The sequence below is a fragment of the Algoriphagus winogradskyi genome, assembly GCF_900182815.1.
GTDB classification, from domain to species: domain Bacteria; phylum Bacteroidota; class Bacteroidia; order Cytophagales; family Cyclobacteriaceae; genus Algoriphagus; species Algoriphagus winogradskyi.
Window position 1 is genome coordinate 216,913 of the sequence record NZ_FXUA01000001.1, and the last position, 17,842, is coordinate 234,754.

Sequence of the window (17,842 nt, forward strand, 5' to 3'; positions counted from 1 at the left end):
GTTAAAATTCAGGTGAGCAAATGGTCATTGACTCCGCATCAAAACTACTCGCTTCATCTACATTTGACCCTACATTTCCAGCTACTAAAATCACTTTATAATCAGGACCTTCACTTGCCAAATGCACCTTCACATGTCCATCGAAAGTCTTCATATCCTCGAAACTTAGCTTAGTACCATCCATCAACGTACCAAGTACTGTTTTACTTTCTAAGTCAGCACCATTAACCGGAGTAAGCATAAGAGCCATCGGCGCTTCAGGATCAGTATAATTCCCATAATGTAAATGAGCTGGAAAATTGGTGGAAGTAGAACTCCTTTCTCCCACTAACTGAATAGTAGCCTCCAAATTGCCATCTATCATTTCCCGAACAGAAAACGTCCCACTGTAGTCAAACTCACTGGCTTTAAACAATTGAAAATCCAATTTTTGCCCTGTATATATATCTTGATCACTTTCAGTACAAGATCCGAAAGCAATCAAAACCAGAAGTACTAAAATTACATTTCTCATAGTTCAATTTTTCTAAACTCAACGCAAACAGATTTACAACTGTTCGGTTATTTCTAAAATTATCAATTCATTTGGTATTCTTCCCGATTATTTTAAAATCGGATAGCTCATTAAACTTACCTAATTCTCTTTATAAATTTCACTAATGAAAGAAACGCGTCTGGCAGTTGGTTTAGATTATTTCCAAAAAAAAGGTTGGACGCTTTTTCCATTCCAAATGCAAACTTGGAATGATTACCTCGATGGGAAATCCGGGCTTCTAAATGCACCTACAGGCTCAGGAAAAACCTTTGCGTTGTGGTTTCCCGTCATTCTTGAATACATAAATAACAATCCCGATTCCTGGCAAAAACCAAGGAAAAATGGAATTCAACTGATTTGGGTAACTCCCCTCCGTGCCTTGGCACAGGATATCCAAAAAGCTATGCAGGACGTCTGCGAAACTATTGGCCTACCTTGGCAAGTCGTAGTAAGAAATGGAGATACAGATGCTAAAACACGCGCTGCGATCAAGCGAAGACCGCCTGAGTGTTTAATAACCACGCCTGAGACTTTGCATGTGCTCATTTCCCAGAAAGATCATGCAGATTTATTTCAAAATGTACAGGCTGTAGTTGTAGACGAATGGCATGAACTGGTAGGAAATAAGCGAGGAGTACAAGTCCAACTTGCACTGGAATATATACAATCTATTTGTCCAGGCACCTTTCGAAGATGGGCAGTATCAGCAACCATCGGGAATTTGGAAGCTGCCGCAAAAACTCTTTTGGGAGAAAATCTACCATTACATATTGTAAAGGCAGCTATTAAGAAACAGATAATTCTAAATACGGTGATTCCCGAGGAGGTAGAGAAATACCCTTGGCATGGTCATCTAGGAATTAGAATGCTAGACCAAGTTATTCCGATTATTGAAGCGGGAAAAACAGTTTTACTTTTCACTAACACCCGATCTCAAACAGAAATTTGGTATCAGAAATTACTTGAAGCAAGGCCAGATTGGGCTGGGTGGATTGCAATGCATCATGGTTCGCTTGACATGTCTGTCCGAGGTTGGGTGGAAAATGCCTTGCACGAAGGGACATTGAAACTCGTAGTTTGCACTTCTAGTTTGGACTTAGGAGTGGATTTCAGGCCTGTAAATCGAGTCATCCAAGTAGGTAGTCCAAAAGGAGTTTCCCGATTTATGCAGCGAGCCGGGCGGGCATCCCACCAACCAGGATTGCCATCTGAGATATTTTTTGTGCCTACCAATTCCTTGGAACTAATCGAAGCTGCTGCATTGAGAGATGCCATTGAGAAGGAAGAATTAGAGTCACAATTCCCTCCTATCTTAGCCTACGATGTCCTGATTCAGTTTTTAGTAACCTTAGCTGTCGGCGATGGATTTGATGAAAAATCAATTTATGAAGTGGTTAAAAAATGCCATTCCTATAAGGAATTATCTTTCGCAGAGATGTCTTGGATCATGGATTTCATCACCAAGGGGGGAGCTTCTTTGGGGAGTTACGATGACTTTTTGAAAGTGATTCAAACAGAAGATGGTCTCTACAAAGTGACCAATAAGAAGATAGCTATGAAGCACAGATTGTCAATGGGGACAATTGTATCTGAGGCTATGATCAAGGTGAAATTCAAAAATGGTGCTTATCTCGGGACAGTGGAAGAATCATTCATTTCCAAAATGAAAATTGGTGACCGCTTTTTCTTTACTGGACGAAGTCTCGAATTACTTAAAGTTTATGGATTGACAGCCACAGTAAAGGTTTCGGAAAAAAAGGCCACCAATGTGGTGAGTTGGATGGGAGCACGAATGTCACTTTCTTCTAAACTGGCAGATAAAATCAGGGAAATCTTTGAACTCTACAATCAGGGAGTATATATCTCGGAAGAAATAATCCAAGCTAAACCGATTTTAGACCTACAAAACAAACTCTCCATCGTGCCTGATCGAGATACATTTTTGATAGAATCACACCAAACTAACCAAGGATTCCACATCTTCTTTTATCCCTTTGAAGGCAGAGCAATACATGAGTTGATGAGCGCCTTAATAGCTTACAGAATAAGCGTCAGCTATCCGGTGACTTTCAGTATGGCGATGAATGATTATGGGTTTGAGTTACTTTGCGACAGCTATGTGAATATCGAAGAAATACTGGAGGAAGATCTTTTTTCACTTAAAAATCTTCGGGAAGATATACTCCGCTGCGTCAACGAGACGGAAATGACTAAAAGAAAATTTAGAGAAATCGCCAGCATTGCCGGGTTGGTTTTCCAAGGATATCCAGGAAAACCAACTTCATTCAAACACATTCAAGCTAATTCCAGCTTGCTTTTTCAGGTTTTTGAACAATATGATCCTGAGAATTTATTGCTAAAACAAGCGCATGGCGAGGCAATAGATCAACAAATGGAAGAGGATAAAATGATTCATGCCTTGCAGAAAATTAATCAGCAGCAATTAGTAGTGAGGCACCCAGTTCAATTCACGCCATTTTCCTTCCCTATCATGGTTGATCGACTGAGCAGGACCTCCATCAGCTCAGAATCAATTGAAGACCGGATAGCGAAAATCCAGGCGCAGTTTCAGGTGACTGATTAATTAGCTCTCCAGAAGAAAGGAGTGAATAAAATCAAGAGCGTAAATAACTCCAACCGACCAAGAAGCATGATTACAGACAAAAATATTTTAGCCGAAGGAGAGAAAAACGCGAAGTTATCTACTGGTCCCACTTTGCCTATTCCCGGGCCGACATTTGCGAGTGATGTAGCAACAGAGCCTAATGAAGTAGCCAAATCATAACCCATCAGAGAAAGAACCAAAGCCCCCAACACAAAAGTGAGCAGGTAGATCAACAAGAAATTCATGATGTGAGTGATGATTCTCCCAGTCACTCGATCTCCATTGATCATCAAAGGAACAATCGCTCTTGGGTGTACCAAGCGCTTAAATTCAAGCCATGAATTCTTAATGAAAGTCAGATGCCTTACAAACTTGATCCCACCTGCTGTAGAACCTGCACATCCTCCCAGAAACAACAGCATAAAGCAGATAAAAGTAACTCCTTGACTGTACTGGGTGTAATCATCAGTCACAAATCCAGTGGTGGTTACAATCGAAACCACCTGAAATAAGGACTTACGAAAGGCTAATTCATGACTTACACCACCATTGGCAAAAATCGGGTAATACAGGATAATTGAGATCGCCAAGAGTGCAAATCCATAGGTTTTAAACTCATCACTTTTAAAAACCCGTTTGAATTTTCCCATCAGCCCAAAATAGATCACTGTAAAGTTGGTCCCTGCCAAAAACATGAAAAAGATAGCGACGTATTGGATAAAAGCGGAATCGTAATAAGCCATACTAGCATTTTTGGTGGAGAATCCACCGGTTGCCAGTGTGGTAAGTGCGTGATTGATTGCATCGAAAAAGGTCATACCTCCTGCCCAATAAAGCAAAGTAGCCATCACCGTAAGTCCAACATAGACGTACCATAACCGCTTTGCTGTTTCAGAAATTCGTGGGTGAACTTTATCAGAAGTTGGACCAGGAGATTCAGCTACAAAAAGCTCAATCCCTCCTATTCCCAATAGAGGAAAAATAGCAACCGTCAGTACAATGATTCCTAATCCTCCTATCCATTGCGTCATGCTTCTCCAAAAAAGCAAGCCCTTGGGCATTGCTTCAATATCAGTTAAAATGGAGGCCCCAGTGGTCGTAAGACCTGACATAGTCTCGAAAAGCGCATCTGAAAACCCGTTGATCTCGTGACTGAGCACGTAGGGAAGCATCCCAAACCCCGCCATAAACACCCAGCTTAAAGCAACAATCAAGTATCCTTCTCTCTTTCGAATATTTTGATCCTGCTTGGAAAATGAGAAAAACAGTGTGGCTCCAATAATCATAGTAATGACCGCGGAACTCAAAATAGGCCAAGGATCCTCTTCAAAGTGAATAGAAAAGATAATACCAGGAAGCATCAAAATGGATATTAGCACCAAGAGTGCTCCCATGATCTTTCCTATTTCTTTAAAATGGATCATTCCTTAATGAAAAAGTTTTTCTAGCGCATTCTTAGCTTCAGGTAAAGCCAAAACAATTGCTTTATCATTCAAATCCAATTGAAAGTCCCCATCCGGAATAAAGACTTCTTCTCCCCGGATTACACCAGCGACAATAGCCGAATCGGGGAAGTGTAACTCTCTTAGTGGATTTTTTATTAATCGGTTATTCTTACAAACGGAGTATTGGATAAACTCTGCATCAACTCCATAAATCCCTGAAACAGCCTCAACAGTGCCTTTTTTCAAAAATCTTGATATCTCATTCGCAGCAACCAGTTTCTTATTAATCAGTGAATCTACACCAATACTATGCGAAATATGAATATACTCTCGGGTATCTACGTGGGCGATAGTCTTGTAAACCCCGTGATTTTTGGCAGTCAAACTCGCAATAATATTCGTCTCTGAAGATTCGGTCAATGCAAGGAAAGCATCCATCTGCTCTAATCCCTCTTCAATTAGTAATTCTACATTTTTATAATCTCCATTGATTACCAGAGAGTTCCTTAGATTCTCAGCAAGCCATTTACAACGTTCTTTATCTTTATTGATAAGCGTAACGCGGAAATGATCTTCCAGTCTCAAGGCTGTAGTCAAAGCCATATCATCTCCACCGATAATCATCACATTCTTGATGGTATGCTTTTCCTGACCAAGAACCTCCATAATAGTCTGTGTATTCTTTTTCGTCGAAATAAAGAATACGTGGTCATTATTTCTGATTATCGTACTGCCACGAGGTATGATAGTTTTCTGATCTCTCAGAACTGCGATGATTCGGATGTCTTCAAAAATCGGATTGGATTTGGTATCCATGATCCGCTGGTTGACCAAAGGATTACTTTGATCTAGCGTAATTCCTACAATATTGAGCTTTCCACCTTCGAAATCGAAAACTTCCGTAAAGCTGGAATTCTCGATCATATTGAAGATATGCTTGCTACAAAGCATGGTAGGCGAGATCAGATTGTCAATGCCTAAATTTTTAAAATAGGCTAAATTATCAGACTCCATATAGGAGTGATTTCTCACTCTAGCCATCACGCGTTTTGCACCAAGCTGCTTTGCAAGGACAGCAGTTACGATATTCGTTTTCTCAGAAGTGGTCACAGCCAAAACCATACTGGCTCTGTTCACATTGGCACGTTTGAGAATTTCAAATGAGGTAGCATCGCCTTGAACTGTCAATACGTCAAGTTTGGAAGACACATAATCCAGAACTTCTCTGTCTGTATCGATCAGCGTAATGTCCTTATTATCAAAACTTAATTGCTCAGCGAGGTGGTAACCCATATCTCCAGCACCGGCAATCACTATATTCATCCCCATAGAGGTAATTCAGGTGATTTTTGAATTGGCAAAAATAATAGCTTTCTAAATGGTAATCAGTTATTAAGCAATTTCTTTTCGGTCTTGTAGGTCAAAGTAACAAACCTAAAATCTAAAAACTCAGTATTTAGCCAGTTTTTTCAAGCCTCAATTATACTAAAACTTCAGTCCTCAAGTAGTTTATTACTTTCCGCTTCTGGCAATTCCTGAATGTCTTTTAACTTCCGCTGAATCACTCTTGTTCTAGCACCTACTAGTTTGTCCAACTCAGAGTTTGCCTCAGAGAGCTTTTTTTGAGTCTTTTCAATCAGCTCACCAAATTTGCCAAACTCAGTTTTAATCGCTCCCAAAACCTGCCAAACCTCAGAACTTCTCTTTTGAATTGCCAAAGTCCTAAAGCCCATCTGAAGACTATTCAAGATGGCTGAAAGTGTAGTCGGGCCGGTCACAAGTACTTTGTAATCTTGTTGGATCTGCTGAGTGAGTCCTGGTTCACGTAGGATTTCTGCGTAGAGACTTTCTACTGGGAGAAAAAGTATGGCAAAATCCGTCGTGTATGGTGGATGAATATATTTGTTCTGAATATCGAGTGCTGCTTTTTTCACTGCTTTGAAAAGCTCATTTCGGTTCAATTCGATCTCAGGCTTTGAAGCAAGTTCATAAGCATCTACTAGCCTCAAATAGGATTCCTGAGGGAATTTAGAATCAATCGGCAATAATACCGGATCATTTTGACCTGGCATTTTCACAGCAAATTCCACTCGCTCCCGATTCCCTTTTCCTACCTCGGCATTCAATACATACTGCTCCGCAGAAAGCAAATTCTCCAAAATCGCTTGCAATTGATATTCACCTAAGACTCCCCTGCTTTTCACATTGGTCAAAACACGCTTCAAATCACCGACCCCAGAAGCAAGGCTCTGCATTTCGCCTAGCCCTTTTTGCACAGCCTGAAGTTGGTTGCTGACCATTTCAAAGGATTGCCCAAGGCGAGTTTCCAGCGTCTTCTGGAGCTTTTCATCCACAGTTTCCCGGATCTTCTCCAACCTCAACTCTGTGGTTTTCATCAAGTCTTCCTGTCGCCTATTCAATTCGGAAAACTTCTCCCGCTGCAGTGTATTGAATTCCTGGACATTTTGACGAAAAACCTCACCAAATGATTTCAAAGCCTCATTTTGATCTTTGGAATTTGCCCGAATACTGTTAAAAACCAACTGAAACTGATTTGTCAGATTCTCACTAGCTTCACGTCTGGATTGAGCCAAGGCCACTTCCAGCTCTCTACTCATTCTAGCAAGTTCTGATTGCAAAAAAGATTTTTCCTGCTCATTATTCTTTCTCAGAAAAAACAGAAGCATAAAAATCACTTGAAGAATGATTACTAGAATAATCAAATACTCAATCGGCATAAGTCATCAGTTTGGGTTCCTGAAAGTAGTCCTTTCGTACCTCCACCCCTAAAAATGAGAGATATTTAGCGACAGATTCCGTCGGTATTTCTTCCATAGGCACATGCCCGGCATTATCAAAAACAACTAATTTGGACCCGGAAATAGTTTTCTCTAAAGTATATCCCTGAGCGACAGGAATCCATGAATCTTCATTTCCCCACATGATCATAGTAGGCATATCTATACGATCAAAGTCTATTCGTGATTCCCGGGGCGATCCTAGTCTATCCAAAGTTGCCCTCCTATTCCCTTCTCGTAGCATCAATTCATAATATCGGGTAATTGCCTCATCGGTGACCTTCTTTGGATCAGCATAAACCTGTTTCATATTCATTCCAAAAAGAAACTTCGGTGTGCATTTCAAAAGTATGGATGATAGAATTGGGTTCTTTGCCAGTTTAAAAATCCAAGGATCACTTTTCTTTGACTCATTCAAAGCTAAATCCACATTAGTTGAGGAAGGAGCGCCTGATGCATCAATTAGGTTTAAAGAGAGAATTTTATCCGGCCTAGTGGAAGCTACTTGCATAGCTACAGCTCCACCCATCGAATTACCCGCCAAATGAAATTTATCTAGATTCAGCTTTTCGGATAATTCTAAAACTAAAAGAGAGTAATCAGTCAAACTATACCGCTTCAACTCATCGGGACCTGTAAGTCCATGACCTGGGAAATCTATTGAGATTGTCAGAAAATAAGGACTTAGCTCCTGCTGCCAAGCATCCCACGTATGAAGGGAAGAAAAACTTCCGTGAAGAAGAATTATAGGATCACCTTCTCCCATAATCCGTACGTGGACATTCATTCCATCTATTGAAATAAAATGAGATTGTGGGGTTGAATAGTTCTCTTCGATCTCCTCTGCCGGAATATCATTTCTAAAAAGTAAAAGCAAAAAGAATATAAACGATAAAACAATAACCGTCAATACTTTCAAAATTCGTTTGATCCAAACCATAAATTCGGCTTTTTTGAGTTTGTTTTAAATCCCCTGAGTTTTCAAAAAGTACAAAAACTATCCTATACTCTGGCCTAGCCATTAAAGATAAACATTGAGTATTAAATCATTCTTCAAAAATCTAGGGCCCGGTCCCATTATCGCCGCAGCTTTCATTGGTCCAGGAACGGTTACCGTGTGTACGCTAGCTGGTGTGAATTTTGGTTTTACTTTGCTTTGGGCATTGGGTTTATCCATTTTCTCTACAGTGATTTTGCAGGAAATTTCGGGTAGACTTGGACTAGTTACCGGTCAGGATCTTAGCCAATTGATCCGTAATCAGCCAGGAAAACCTCTTTTTAGAATTTTCTCTTCCATCCTCGTATTGACTGCAATCGGTCTGGGAAATGCCGCTTATGAATCGGGAAATATATCTGGAACAAACTTAGGCCTGCAGGTTTTCTGGGACGCACCGGTTCTAAATTTTTCAAGTTTTGAAGTGCAAACCGGGAATCTCATTTTAGGTCTTGTAGCATTCATAGTATTATGGCTAGGAAGTTATAAAGCGCTGGAGCGAGTCTTGGTAGGATTAGTAATATTCATGTCCGTCGCTTTTTCCGTTACGGCCATACTCACAAATCCCGATTGGTCAGCTGTTTTTGCAGGTTTTGTCCCAAACTGGAATGATGATAGTCTTCCTACGCTGGTTGCTTTGATCGGGACAACTGTTGTTCCCTACAACCTTTTTCTTTATGCCAGTTTAGCTAAAAACCGCTGGTCAGGATCTAATGACATTTCTTGGATGCGAAGAGATATTGCTATCTCTATTGTATTGGGCGGACTTGTTTCCATGGCTATTCTAATGGTAGGAGCTGCGAATTCAAGCAGCGAAATCACTAGCGCAATTGATGTTTCCAAAGGTCTGGAAGGGGTCTTCGGTAGCTTTGCAAAGTATCTTATGGGCTTTGGATTGATGGCAGCAGGATTGACTTCCAGCATCACTGCTCCCTTAGCGGCGGGATTGGTGATATGCGGGATAATGGGCTGGAGTCAGGAAATCCGTTCAAGCTCTATGCGAGCTTCTATGGGAATAATAGTCGGATTGGGCTTACTATTTGCCTCTTTAGGAATCAAACCTGTGCAATTAATCACACTTGCTCAATTGGCAAATGGAGTTCTTCTTCCTCTCATCAGTGGATGGATTATTTGGATTGCTTCGCAAAAAGAAATTCTTGGCAACTTCCGAAATAAACCTGGGCACACCATCCTAGCGGTTTTAATATGGTTGATCACTTTAGCTCTTGGTATAAAAAGTATTATGGCGGTATTGGGGGTTAGTCTTTAGATACACTCCTTCAACTTTTTCATTGCAATTCCTTATATACCTCTCATTTTATCTTCCGCATTTTCCAACCAATTAGTCGTCAACACTATCCCAGTTTTAATACTAGGTGCATTTTCTGCCAATTTTTAATTTGGAAATGGCTCAATTCAATAATATCACTGGTTCTATTATTTCCATAGAAAATCTGAATACCCCAAATTCGGGATATTATTTAACATCAATTTTTATATTCTAAACTTTTATCAAAATGGGAAATCTTAATGATACTCAATTACAAAAATTACAGGCAAGTAGAAGCCTAAAAGCAAAGTTCCAGACTATGCAAGTCATGCATGTCGATAGAAAAAACCTCGCACAAGTCTTGAAAGGTAGTGAGGGAAAAAGTAGTACAGATCTAGACCTAACCTCCAAAGCCATTCTGCTAAGAAGTCAGCAGGGTGATTTTGAAGAGGCTTTTGAATTGGCATCATGGTCATCAAAAGCAAAACCAGAGTCCAGAAAAGTGGTAGTGAAGAGTTTTTTAAAAAATAAACAAGCACCACTTCTAGTTCATCAGATAGCTCGTTTGAAAAGATCCGAAGCTGGAGATATGATGAAGGATTACTTCGGAGAAGGTGGGGACATCAAAGATGTAGCAGAATGGATGAGTGCTGCAGGCAAAATCCTGAAAACTGGAGTTGTACCGGACGAAACAGATGGACTTTGGGGCTGGATCAAGGACACAGCTAGTAATGTAGTAGATGCGGTAGTGGGAGCAATAAATACTGTAGCAGATGCAATTGCTGCAGCTGGCAGAAATCTGGCAGATGCAGTCGCCAAAGTGGTCAATTGGACACAAGCAAAAATAGATGACTTTGTAGAGGCGGTACTAGCTGCAGGAAAATCTATTTCACAGTTATTATCCGAAGCGGTGAAAAAGGGAATTTCAGCGGTGAAAAAATTTGTACAGGCAATTTTAGAAGCTGGTAAAAAGGCCTTGGACATTATTAACTGGGCAATCAATCAAGCAACAAGTATTTTGAAAGAGGTTCTTAAAAAGCTAGAAGAACTTCTTGGCTCATTCACTTCACTCCTGATTGAAATTGCAAAAATGGCGGCATCTAGCCTAAACGCAATTGTACGAGCGCTAGTTAGTGCTGGAAAAAGAGTCATAGACTTCATTTCAAGATTAAATCGATTTGCTCTTGATTTCGGTAAAAGATTGGTTCAGGAGCTGAAAAGAGTTGGGAAAACGGTTCGGGAAATAATGCAGGCAGTGATCAATCAAACGCGGTTAATCGCTAGAGTAGTCATAGAGGCACTGAAAGATTTGGGTACTACAGTGTTCAGTATGCTAAAAGAAGTGATTACTCGTACTGCTCAGCAATTGTCAGTAATTATTGGAGCAATGAAAGATTTAGCTATTTCTCTAAGCTCAATAATCAATGACATTGCAAGATTTGTGGCAGCAGAGGCAAGAAAACTCATGCAAGCATTACGAATCATTTGGACTAGAATGAAGGAAATTCTTGAAGTCATTGCCCAAAAATCAGTATCTGTTATTCGCACGTTGATTACAGCGATTGTTGGCACAGTAAATCATTGGCGAGAAGTGTTTAAGGAAATTATCACCAATGTAAGAGATGCTTTTAGAGAAGGGTTAATCAAAGGCTTAATCGAAATTGGTAAATCTGCCGTTACCTTGATGATCGAAGCAACAAAACTAGGAGCAAGTATTGCTGCAGTTACTTTTGCTATTTTGATGGATATTTTTGGATCACACCGGGGCCTCAATGCAAGTGAAAGAGCTGAGGCTGAAAAAGTTTTTGGGGTTTCAATTGACTTAGATCGCGTGAAATTAACCGACGCTAGCCTTGCGGCTGATTTGATCATGTGGATGAATAAAAACCGCCCATTCACCACGATGTATGTAATCAACCATAAGTCAGGTGCTACTTTATCCATGGCAACCCTAATTCATGAACTTACTCACGTATGGCAGGCAGTTACTTCGGGTGGCGTTTATATGATTGAAGCCTTGCATTCTCAGTTCTTTGGAAAAGCGTACAACCTCTCAGAAGATGACTTGAAAAAGGCTAATGGTAAGCTGCTGAACTTAGAAAGAGAGCAACAGGCAGTTTTGGTCGAGGAATTCTGGAAAGCAGAATTTGACGGGCAAAGAACCAAAATTCCAGTTGACCTTCTTCGTCCTTATGCTAAGCAAGTCCACAAATCACGATTTGTAATCAACCGATTTGCTTTAAAGGATTTGCAACTTAGCAGCAACCTTGTTTTCATAAATAAATAATTTTTTAAGTGAATAAAGCGATTGTAATACCAGAATCATGGTCTTTACCAGCTGGATTTTTAGTAGCGAGGTTGAATAAATTTCAACCTCGCTTTTTCACCATTTCCATTCCTGATGTTCTTTACTTAGACTCTGAGACATTTTTAAATCGGTTATATGCGGCAGTAGACCAGCATGCCGCAAATTCAACATTAGTAGTGTTGCCACATTCCTGGGCTGAGGTTAATAAAATACAAGATTGGCCACCTATACTATGTAATGAGAAATTTCGTCCTGTGGTAAATTCAATCTTTTTCGCAGATGAATGGAAGGAATTAGAGGATACATTATTGGACTTTCTATGTTATAAAACTGAGGCATCTCCTAAAACACATTTGACTTGTCAATACCAACAGCCCTATACTAATATGCTGAATCTTTGGTCAGAAGCGGGAGCGGAAGATTTTCATCCAGGCGATTTTTACAAATCCGAGATATTATCTGCAATCTCCACTATGACTGGTAATTGGGTTTATTGGGGCCATGGAGAGGCAAATCTACTAAGAGGTTATGGCCATTTGGGGAAAGAAGAGTTGCTCGCTCATATTCCGAAAAAACCACTTAATGCGACACTTTGGTTTACCTGTTCTACACTAGATTATTATGGTAGTGAGAATATCGCTCTAAGTTGGTACCGCAGTGGAGCCACTAAATGTCTTTTAGCAAGTCCTAATAAAATAAATACAGAAGCGAACCAGATCCTATCAGCAGCATGGCTAGCAGCTTCCAAAGATCCACCGATCGCTAGTATTGCTGGTATAGTTTTAAAACTCATAAAAGAGGAATCAAGAGAAATAACTGATGTAATCAGGAATTACTATCTTCTAGGCAATCCTTGGGTACTTGCAGGCATAGGAAATCAGAAATAACCAGGCTTTGAGTTTGATTATCGATTCCATTCACTATCCAGCACACTGTAATAAATAGTATCTCTACGTCGTCCGTGGGTGAGTAAAGTATGGCTTCTCAGCACTCCCTCCTCTACTGCGCCAAACTTCATCAAAGCTTTTCTAGCGGGTAAATTCAGTACATCTGTTTTTATTTCGACACGCTTGAGCCTAAGAGTTTCAAAGCAGTATTCCAACATCAAAAGTTTCATCGCTTGATTGATACCAGTACCATGGAAATCTCTACCTAGCCAAGTCCAACCAATTTCTATCCTTTGGTCTCTTTCAGAAAAATTCCCAAAAGCGGTGCTTCCCACAGCTTGGTTGAGTTGCTTATCCCAAACCAAAAATTGCAGGCGACTTCCTGCTAAAGCAGGCTTCGCCCATTCTTCGAACTCCTCAGGAATGCTAAGGTCATATGTGAAATAAGTCCAAAGACTTGGATCATTTGCCAAAGGCATCAAAACAGGAAAATCCTGCCTATTCATAGGTCTGAGCAGGATTTTATCATTTTCCAAAACTAAATTCTGATTGAGCATTAGCCTAAAACTTCTGTGATTGCTTGATTATAAAGTTTGACCTCTTCGATGGTACCAGTAGAAACTCTACACCAGTCATTTAATGGTTCGAAAGGTCTACCGATGATAAAGCCTCTGTCATACATCGTTTTATTTAATTCTTTGATATCTCTACCTGAATGGAAAAAGATGAAATTGGTATGGGAATCTAAATAGGGAAGTTTCAATTCATCTAAAGTTTGGGTAAGCAGAGCTTTTGCTTCATTGGCTTTTTGGATAGAGAATTGGTAAAAATCCTTATCGAGGAGCGCTGCCTTACTCGCCTCAATTGCCATAATATTTGTATTGGCAACCACACGGTCAGAAAGCAATTTGGCCAACTCAGGTTTTGCAATCAAATAACCCATTCTTATTCCCGCTAAACCGTAGACTTTTGAAAAAGTACGGGAAACAACTATATCATACCCCTGCTTTACCAACTCAACCATTGAAGGGTAATTCGGTTCTCTAATGTAATCGTAATATGCTTCATCAGAGAAGACCACGGCTTGTTTACTGACAGTCTTACAAAAATCAACCACCTGATCTGCAGGAAGCAATTTACCAGTTGGGTTATTAGGATTACAGAGAAAAACCATCTTGGTTTTATAGGAAACGCGCTTTTCTATTTCATCTAAATCAAAGTCTAAATCCTTATTCAACGGCACCCAATTGATATCTGTACCCCAAAGCTCAGCATAACTCATCATTGATAAAAAAGTAGGTGAACATGAGATAATTTCTCCGCCACCCCCGAAAGTAATCCCGGCAATCTTCAATCCCTCAGTAGAACCTGCTACTAACACAATGTGGTCTTCAGGAACCCCTTCTTTTTCGGATATCATTTTGACTAAGTCAGCATTGAATCCCCATGGATATCGGCATCCATTATCAAACCCTTTCGTCATTGCATTTCGCATAGATTCAGAAGGCCCATATGGGTTCTCATTAGAACCTAGGCGTATGATTGAATCAACTGGCCTAGGATTATATTTTCTGATTTCCTCTGCAGAAAGAGAACCAAATAGTCCAGTCGATCCTAATGCAGCTAAGCCACTACCATAAGAGGCTTTTTTTATCCATGATCTTCTTGATATTCCTGACACGATTTCACCATTTAATTGTTAAAATAATAATGTATTACCACACGTATTAAAATATTTTCATCATTAAAGTATTTTTATTAATAATAGCATATTTGGTAAAAATAGACTCACATAAAATTATCTATTATTATTTGTTTGTGGCTCAAAATATTTATTTAAATTATACAAAAGCAAAATTAACCCTAAACCCAAATATTCATGAAAAAGCTATTACTTTTCTTCGTCTGTGGGATGCTTTGGGTAAGTAGTCTCAAGGCTCAACAAACACAATATATGGTATTCGAATTTGTCAAGGTGGAAAACGATCAACTCTTTGACTATATCGAATTTAAAGATTTAATGGAAAAAGTTTATCGCCAGGCTCTTAGCGACAAAAGGATAAAAGGCTGGGACTTCTGGTCTTTGCAATCCGGTGGAGATCACTCAGATTTCCAATACATTATGGTCACCTATTACGATGATCCTGTGAAAATGATGAATGGACTAGATGAACATTCTATGATGGAATATACCAGAATAGCTTATCCACATTTAAGTAGTATTCAAGTAAGTAATTTGTTTCAGGAATCTCTCAGCATGCGTGATATGCCAATGAGGCTCTACATGAGAGAAATAGCAAAGACAAATGATAATTTCCAGATGAAACCCGGCGTCTTAGCCTCTTTTGATTTGATGAAAGCAAAGGAAGGTAACTTCGAGACGTATGAGGTAGCAGAATCAGAGATTTTCAAGCCTATACATCAGAAATTTGTAGAGCAGGGTTTAATGGGGCATTGGAGTTTACTCAGGACCGCACTCCCGCTAGGGTCAGAAGCTAAATCAACTCACTTGACAATGAATGTATACAAAGATTATATGCAGTTTTTTAATGCTCAATCCTATGAGGATATGACTCAAACAGAAGAACAAAGAATAGCTGTAAATGAAGGGTTAAATTCTAGAGATCAGAAGTGGGTTTATCTAGCAACATTAGAAAACGTAGTTCGATAGTCCGGTTGTAACTTACGTCTGGAGGCTTTGAAAAAAGCCTCCTTTTTTATTGCTAAAAAAACAACGTTGTATGTAAACAGCAGATCCTAATATCATAACATATACACTATTTTATTCAATTCCCTTTTGACTAGCATAAAACCTAAAGAGCAAAAGACCCGAAACAGGACCTATAACTAGCAGTGCAAGCGCCACATCAATTCTTAACCAATTTAGGAGGTATTCAGCTAATTGAATGCTAATAACCGAGAGTGCAAAACCCAATGAGTTGACAAGGGTAAGTGCTGTACCTCTATATTCTGCTGGTACGCTTTGAGCTACTAAGGTCGAAAACTGTGGTGAATCAGCTGTGATGAATATACCCCAAATTAAAAGCAAAGCTATCCAAATCCAGCTTGGTAATCCAGCGGCAAAAAGCACCAAAATGCAGCATACTCCAGATCCAACTAGTGCTAGTTGAGCTACCCTTGAACTTCCGATTCGATTTGAAACCATACCTCCAAGCGCACAAGAAAATGCACCTGCTGCTATTACAAAAAAGGAGAGCAAACTGTCATTTGCTTGCATTGTGTCATTTCCCCTAAAAAAACCAATCAGTACAGGCACAAATGCCCAGAAAGTATAGAGCTCCCACATATGGCCAAAATACCCAGAAGCTGCACTTTTTAATGCTTTGATTTTAGAAAGCTTTGGTAAAATGCGAATATCAAATTGAGGATTAATTTTATGAAAAGGACCTTCAGGAACAAAAAAACCAACTATTCCGCCGCCCAACAATGCTAGCACGGAGGTAAATAAAAGTACATGTTGCCAAGAAAAATTCAAGTCTAGACCTTTCAACAGATGAGGAAATGCAGTTCCCAAAACCAGAGCTCCCACCAGAAAACCTAGGGCTGCCCCCAACCCTTTTTGAAAGTAATCTGCAGCGATTTTCATTCCTACAGGGTAAATCCCTGCAAGGAAAAACCCAACCATAAAGCGGCAAATAAGCACAACCGCCAGTTCCATTGGCAGAACCACAATCAATAAATTAAAGCTGGCTGCCAGCACGGAGCTTACTAGAAACACCCTACTTGGAGAAAAGCGATCTGGAATAGAAAAAATTGCAAATAGTAAAGTACCCAAGATAAATCCCAGCTGTACCACAGAAGTGATGGTTGCTAAAATTTCAGGTATTCCAAGGATAAGGCTGATTTCAGGCGCAACAGCATTTCCTGCAAACCAAAGCGAAGTGCCTAGAAATTGAGCAAAAACGATCAATATCAAAGCACTTCGAGATGTCAACTGGGACTTCAAGCTCCTAAGATTCCACGGATAGAAGTCACTTCTTCTGGACTGAAAGAAGAATTCTTAACCGCTGAGACATTATCATCTAATTGCTCAGGCTTAGATACCCCAACCAAAACAGAGGTGATTCTTTGATCTTTGAGTAACCATGCAATAGCCATTTGAGCCAGCGTTTGTCCCCTATTAATCGCAATATCATTCAGCTTAGAAATCATGGAGATTTTCTCCTCAGAAATCTGCGCTGCTTTTAGATATCTACCATCTTTAGCAGCACGGGAATCCTCAGGGATACCTTTGAGGTATTTATCCGTAAGAAGCCCTTGCTCTAGAGGTGAGAATGCAATACTCCCTACTCCTTTTTCACCCAAAACATCCATCAACCCATTTTCAACCCAGCGATCAATCATAGAATACCTTGGCTGATGAATTAAAAGTGGAGTTCCAAGTCTTTCCAAAATCTCATAAGCTCTTGCTGTTTCTTCTGCAGAATATTGAGAAATACCTACATAAAGCGCCTTTCCTTGTCTTACCAAAAGGTCAAGTGCGCCCATGGTTTCTTCAAGTGGCGTATCTGGATCCGGTCTATGATGGTAGAAAATATCTACATAGTCCAACCCCATACGCCTCAAGCTTTGATCACAGCTGGCCACCAAATATTTTTTAGAGCCATAGTTACCATAGGGACCTGGCCACATATCCCAGCCAGCTTTTGATGATATTACCAATTCATCTCTTAAGGATGAAAAGTCTTTTTTCATGATTCTACCGAAATTTTCCTCAGCAGATCCAAATGGAGGCCCATAATTATTAGCCAAATCAAAGTGACAAATTCCAAGATCAAATGCTCTTCGAAGAATGGAACGACCAAGTGTAAAGTCTGCATTATGCCCGAAATTATGCCACAGGCCTAGGCTGATTTCCGGTAATAATAAGCCACTATTTCCGCATCTACGATATTTCATCTGATGATAACGGTCGGCTGCAGGTTGGTAAGGTAAAAGCGGGGAATGATCGTTTATATCCATTATTTCTGGTTTTATTG

14 protein-coding genes are annotated in these 17,842 nt (G+C 39.9%); 5 read left to right on the forward strand and 9 right to left on the reverse strand.

Annotated elements, in window-relative coordinates:
- Window position 1: 1 nt before the first annotated feature.
- Window positions 2-514 carry a hypothetical protein gene (locus QOL76_RS00990; RefSeq protein ID WP_283411153.1) on the reverse strand — a complete coding sequence of 171 codons (513 nt, stop codon included), beginning with the start codon at window positions 512-514 and terminating at the stop codon, window positions 2-4.
- A 145-nt stretch (window positions 515-659) separates the two neighbouring features.
- Between QOL76_RS00990 and QOL76_RS00995 the strand changes: the two genes are divergently transcribed.
- Entirely contained in the window at window positions 660-3,119 is a 2,460-nt protein-coding gene (locus tag QOL76_RS00995) for a ligase-associated DNA damage response DEXH box helicase (protein ID WP_283411154.1), read from the forward strand.
- On the opposite strand, the gene QOL76_RS01000 is transcribed toward QOL76_RS00995, so the two are convergent.
- The 4 genes from QOL76_RS01000 to QOL76_RS01015 all read right to left on the reverse strand — a co-directional run bounded on the left by QOL76_RS01000 (window position 3,116) and on the right by QOL76_RS01015 (window position 8,323).
- Window positions 3,116-4,564, reverse strand: a complete 1,449-nt coding sequence (locus QOL76_RS01000) for a TrkH family potassium uptake protein (protein WP_283411155.1) — start codon at window positions 4,562-4,564, stop codon at window positions 3,116-3,118. The genes QOL76_RS00995 and QOL76_RS01000 overlap by 4 nt on opposite strands.
- A 3-nt stretch (window positions 4,565-4,567) precedes the next feature.
- Window positions 4,568-5,914, reverse strand: coding sequence for a Trk system potassium transporter TrkA (trkA, locus tag QOL76_RS01005; protein ID WP_283411156.1), 1,347 nt, complete (start codon window positions 5,912-5,914; stop codon window positions 4,568-4,570).
- A gap of 164 nt (window positions 5,915-6,078) precedes the next feature.
- Complete coding sequence (locus QOL76_RS01010) at window positions 6,079-7,323, reverse strand: DNA recombination protein RmuC (RefSeq protein WP_283411157.1); 1,245 nt, start codon at window positions 7,321-7,323, stop codon at window positions 6,079-6,081.
- Window positions 7,313-8,323, reverse strand: coding sequence for an alpha/beta fold hydrolase (locus tag QOL76_RS01015; RefSeq protein WP_283411158.1), 1,011 nt, complete (start codon window positions 8,321-8,323; stop codon window positions 7,313-7,315). The genes QOL76_RS01010 and QOL76_RS01015 overlap by 11 nt, the downstream gene beginning before the upstream one ends.
- Before the next feature lie 94 nt (window positions 8,324-8,417).
- On the opposite strand from QOL76_RS01015, the gene QOL76_RS01020 reads away from it, so the two are divergent.
- The 3 genes from QOL76_RS01020 (at window position 8,418) to QOL76_RS01030 (ending at window position 12,842) form a co-directional block, all read left to right on the forward strand.
- Window positions 8,418-9,647, forward strand: coding sequence for an Nramp family divalent metal transporter (locus QOL76_RS01020; RefSeq protein WP_283411159.1), 1,230 nt, complete (start codon window positions 8,418-8,420; stop codon window positions 9,645-9,647).
- 247 nt (window positions 9,648-9,894) lie between these two features.
- Window positions 9,895-11,934, forward strand: a complete 2,040-nt coding sequence (locus QOL76_RS01025; protein ID WP_283411160.1) for a phage tail family protein — start codon at window positions 9,895-9,897, stop codon at window positions 11,932-11,934.
- A gap of 8 nt (window positions 11,935-11,942) precedes the next feature.
- Window positions 11,943-12,842, forward strand: a complete 900-nt coding sequence (locus tag QOL76_RS01030; protein ID WP_283411161.1) for a C25 family cysteine peptidase — start codon at window positions 11,943-11,945, stop codon at window positions 12,840-12,842.
- Window positions 12,843-12,859: 17 nt separating this feature from the next.
- On the opposite strand, the gene QOL76_RS01035 is transcribed toward QOL76_RS01030, so the two are convergent.
- Window positions 12,860-13,399 carry a GNAT family N-acetyltransferase gene (locus QOL76_RS01035; RefSeq protein WP_283411162.1) on the reverse strand — a complete coding sequence of 180 codons (540 nt, stop codon included), beginning with the start codon at window positions 13,397-13,399 and terminating at the stop codon, window positions 12,860-12,862.
- Window positions 13,399-14,523 (reverse strand): pyridoxal phosphate-dependent aminotransferase, encoded by a 1,125-nt coding sequence (locus QOL76_RS01040; RefSeq protein ID WP_283411163.1) that lies wholly within the window; start codon window positions 14,521-14,523, stop codon window positions 13,399-13,401. The genes QOL76_RS01035 and QOL76_RS01040 overlap by 1 nt, the downstream gene beginning before the upstream one ends.
- A gap of 198 nt (window positions 14,524-14,721) precedes the next feature.
- Between QOL76_RS01040 and QOL76_RS01045 the strand changes: the two genes are divergently transcribed.
- Entirely contained in the window at window positions 14,722-15,513 is a 792-nt protein-coding gene (locus QOL76_RS01045; RefSeq protein WP_283411164.1) for a hypothetical protein, read from the forward strand.
- Between the two features lie 111 nt (window positions 15,514-15,624).
- Here the strand turns inward: QOL76_RS01045 and QOL76_RS01050 are convergent, their stop codons facing one another.
- Entirely contained in the window at window positions 15,625-16,809 is a 1,185-nt protein-coding gene (locus QOL76_RS01050; RefSeq protein WP_283411165.1) for an MFS transporter, read from the reverse strand.
- Complete coding sequence (gene mgrA / locus QOL76_RS01055; protein ID WP_283411166.1) at window positions 16,806-17,825, reverse strand: L-glyceraldehyde 3-phosphate reductase; 1,020 nt, start codon at window positions 17,823-17,825, stop codon at window positions 16,806-16,808. Before mgrA ends, QOL76_RS01050 begins: the two co-directional genes overlap by 4 nt.
- Between the last annotated feature and the right edge of the window lie 17 nt (window positions 17,826-17,842).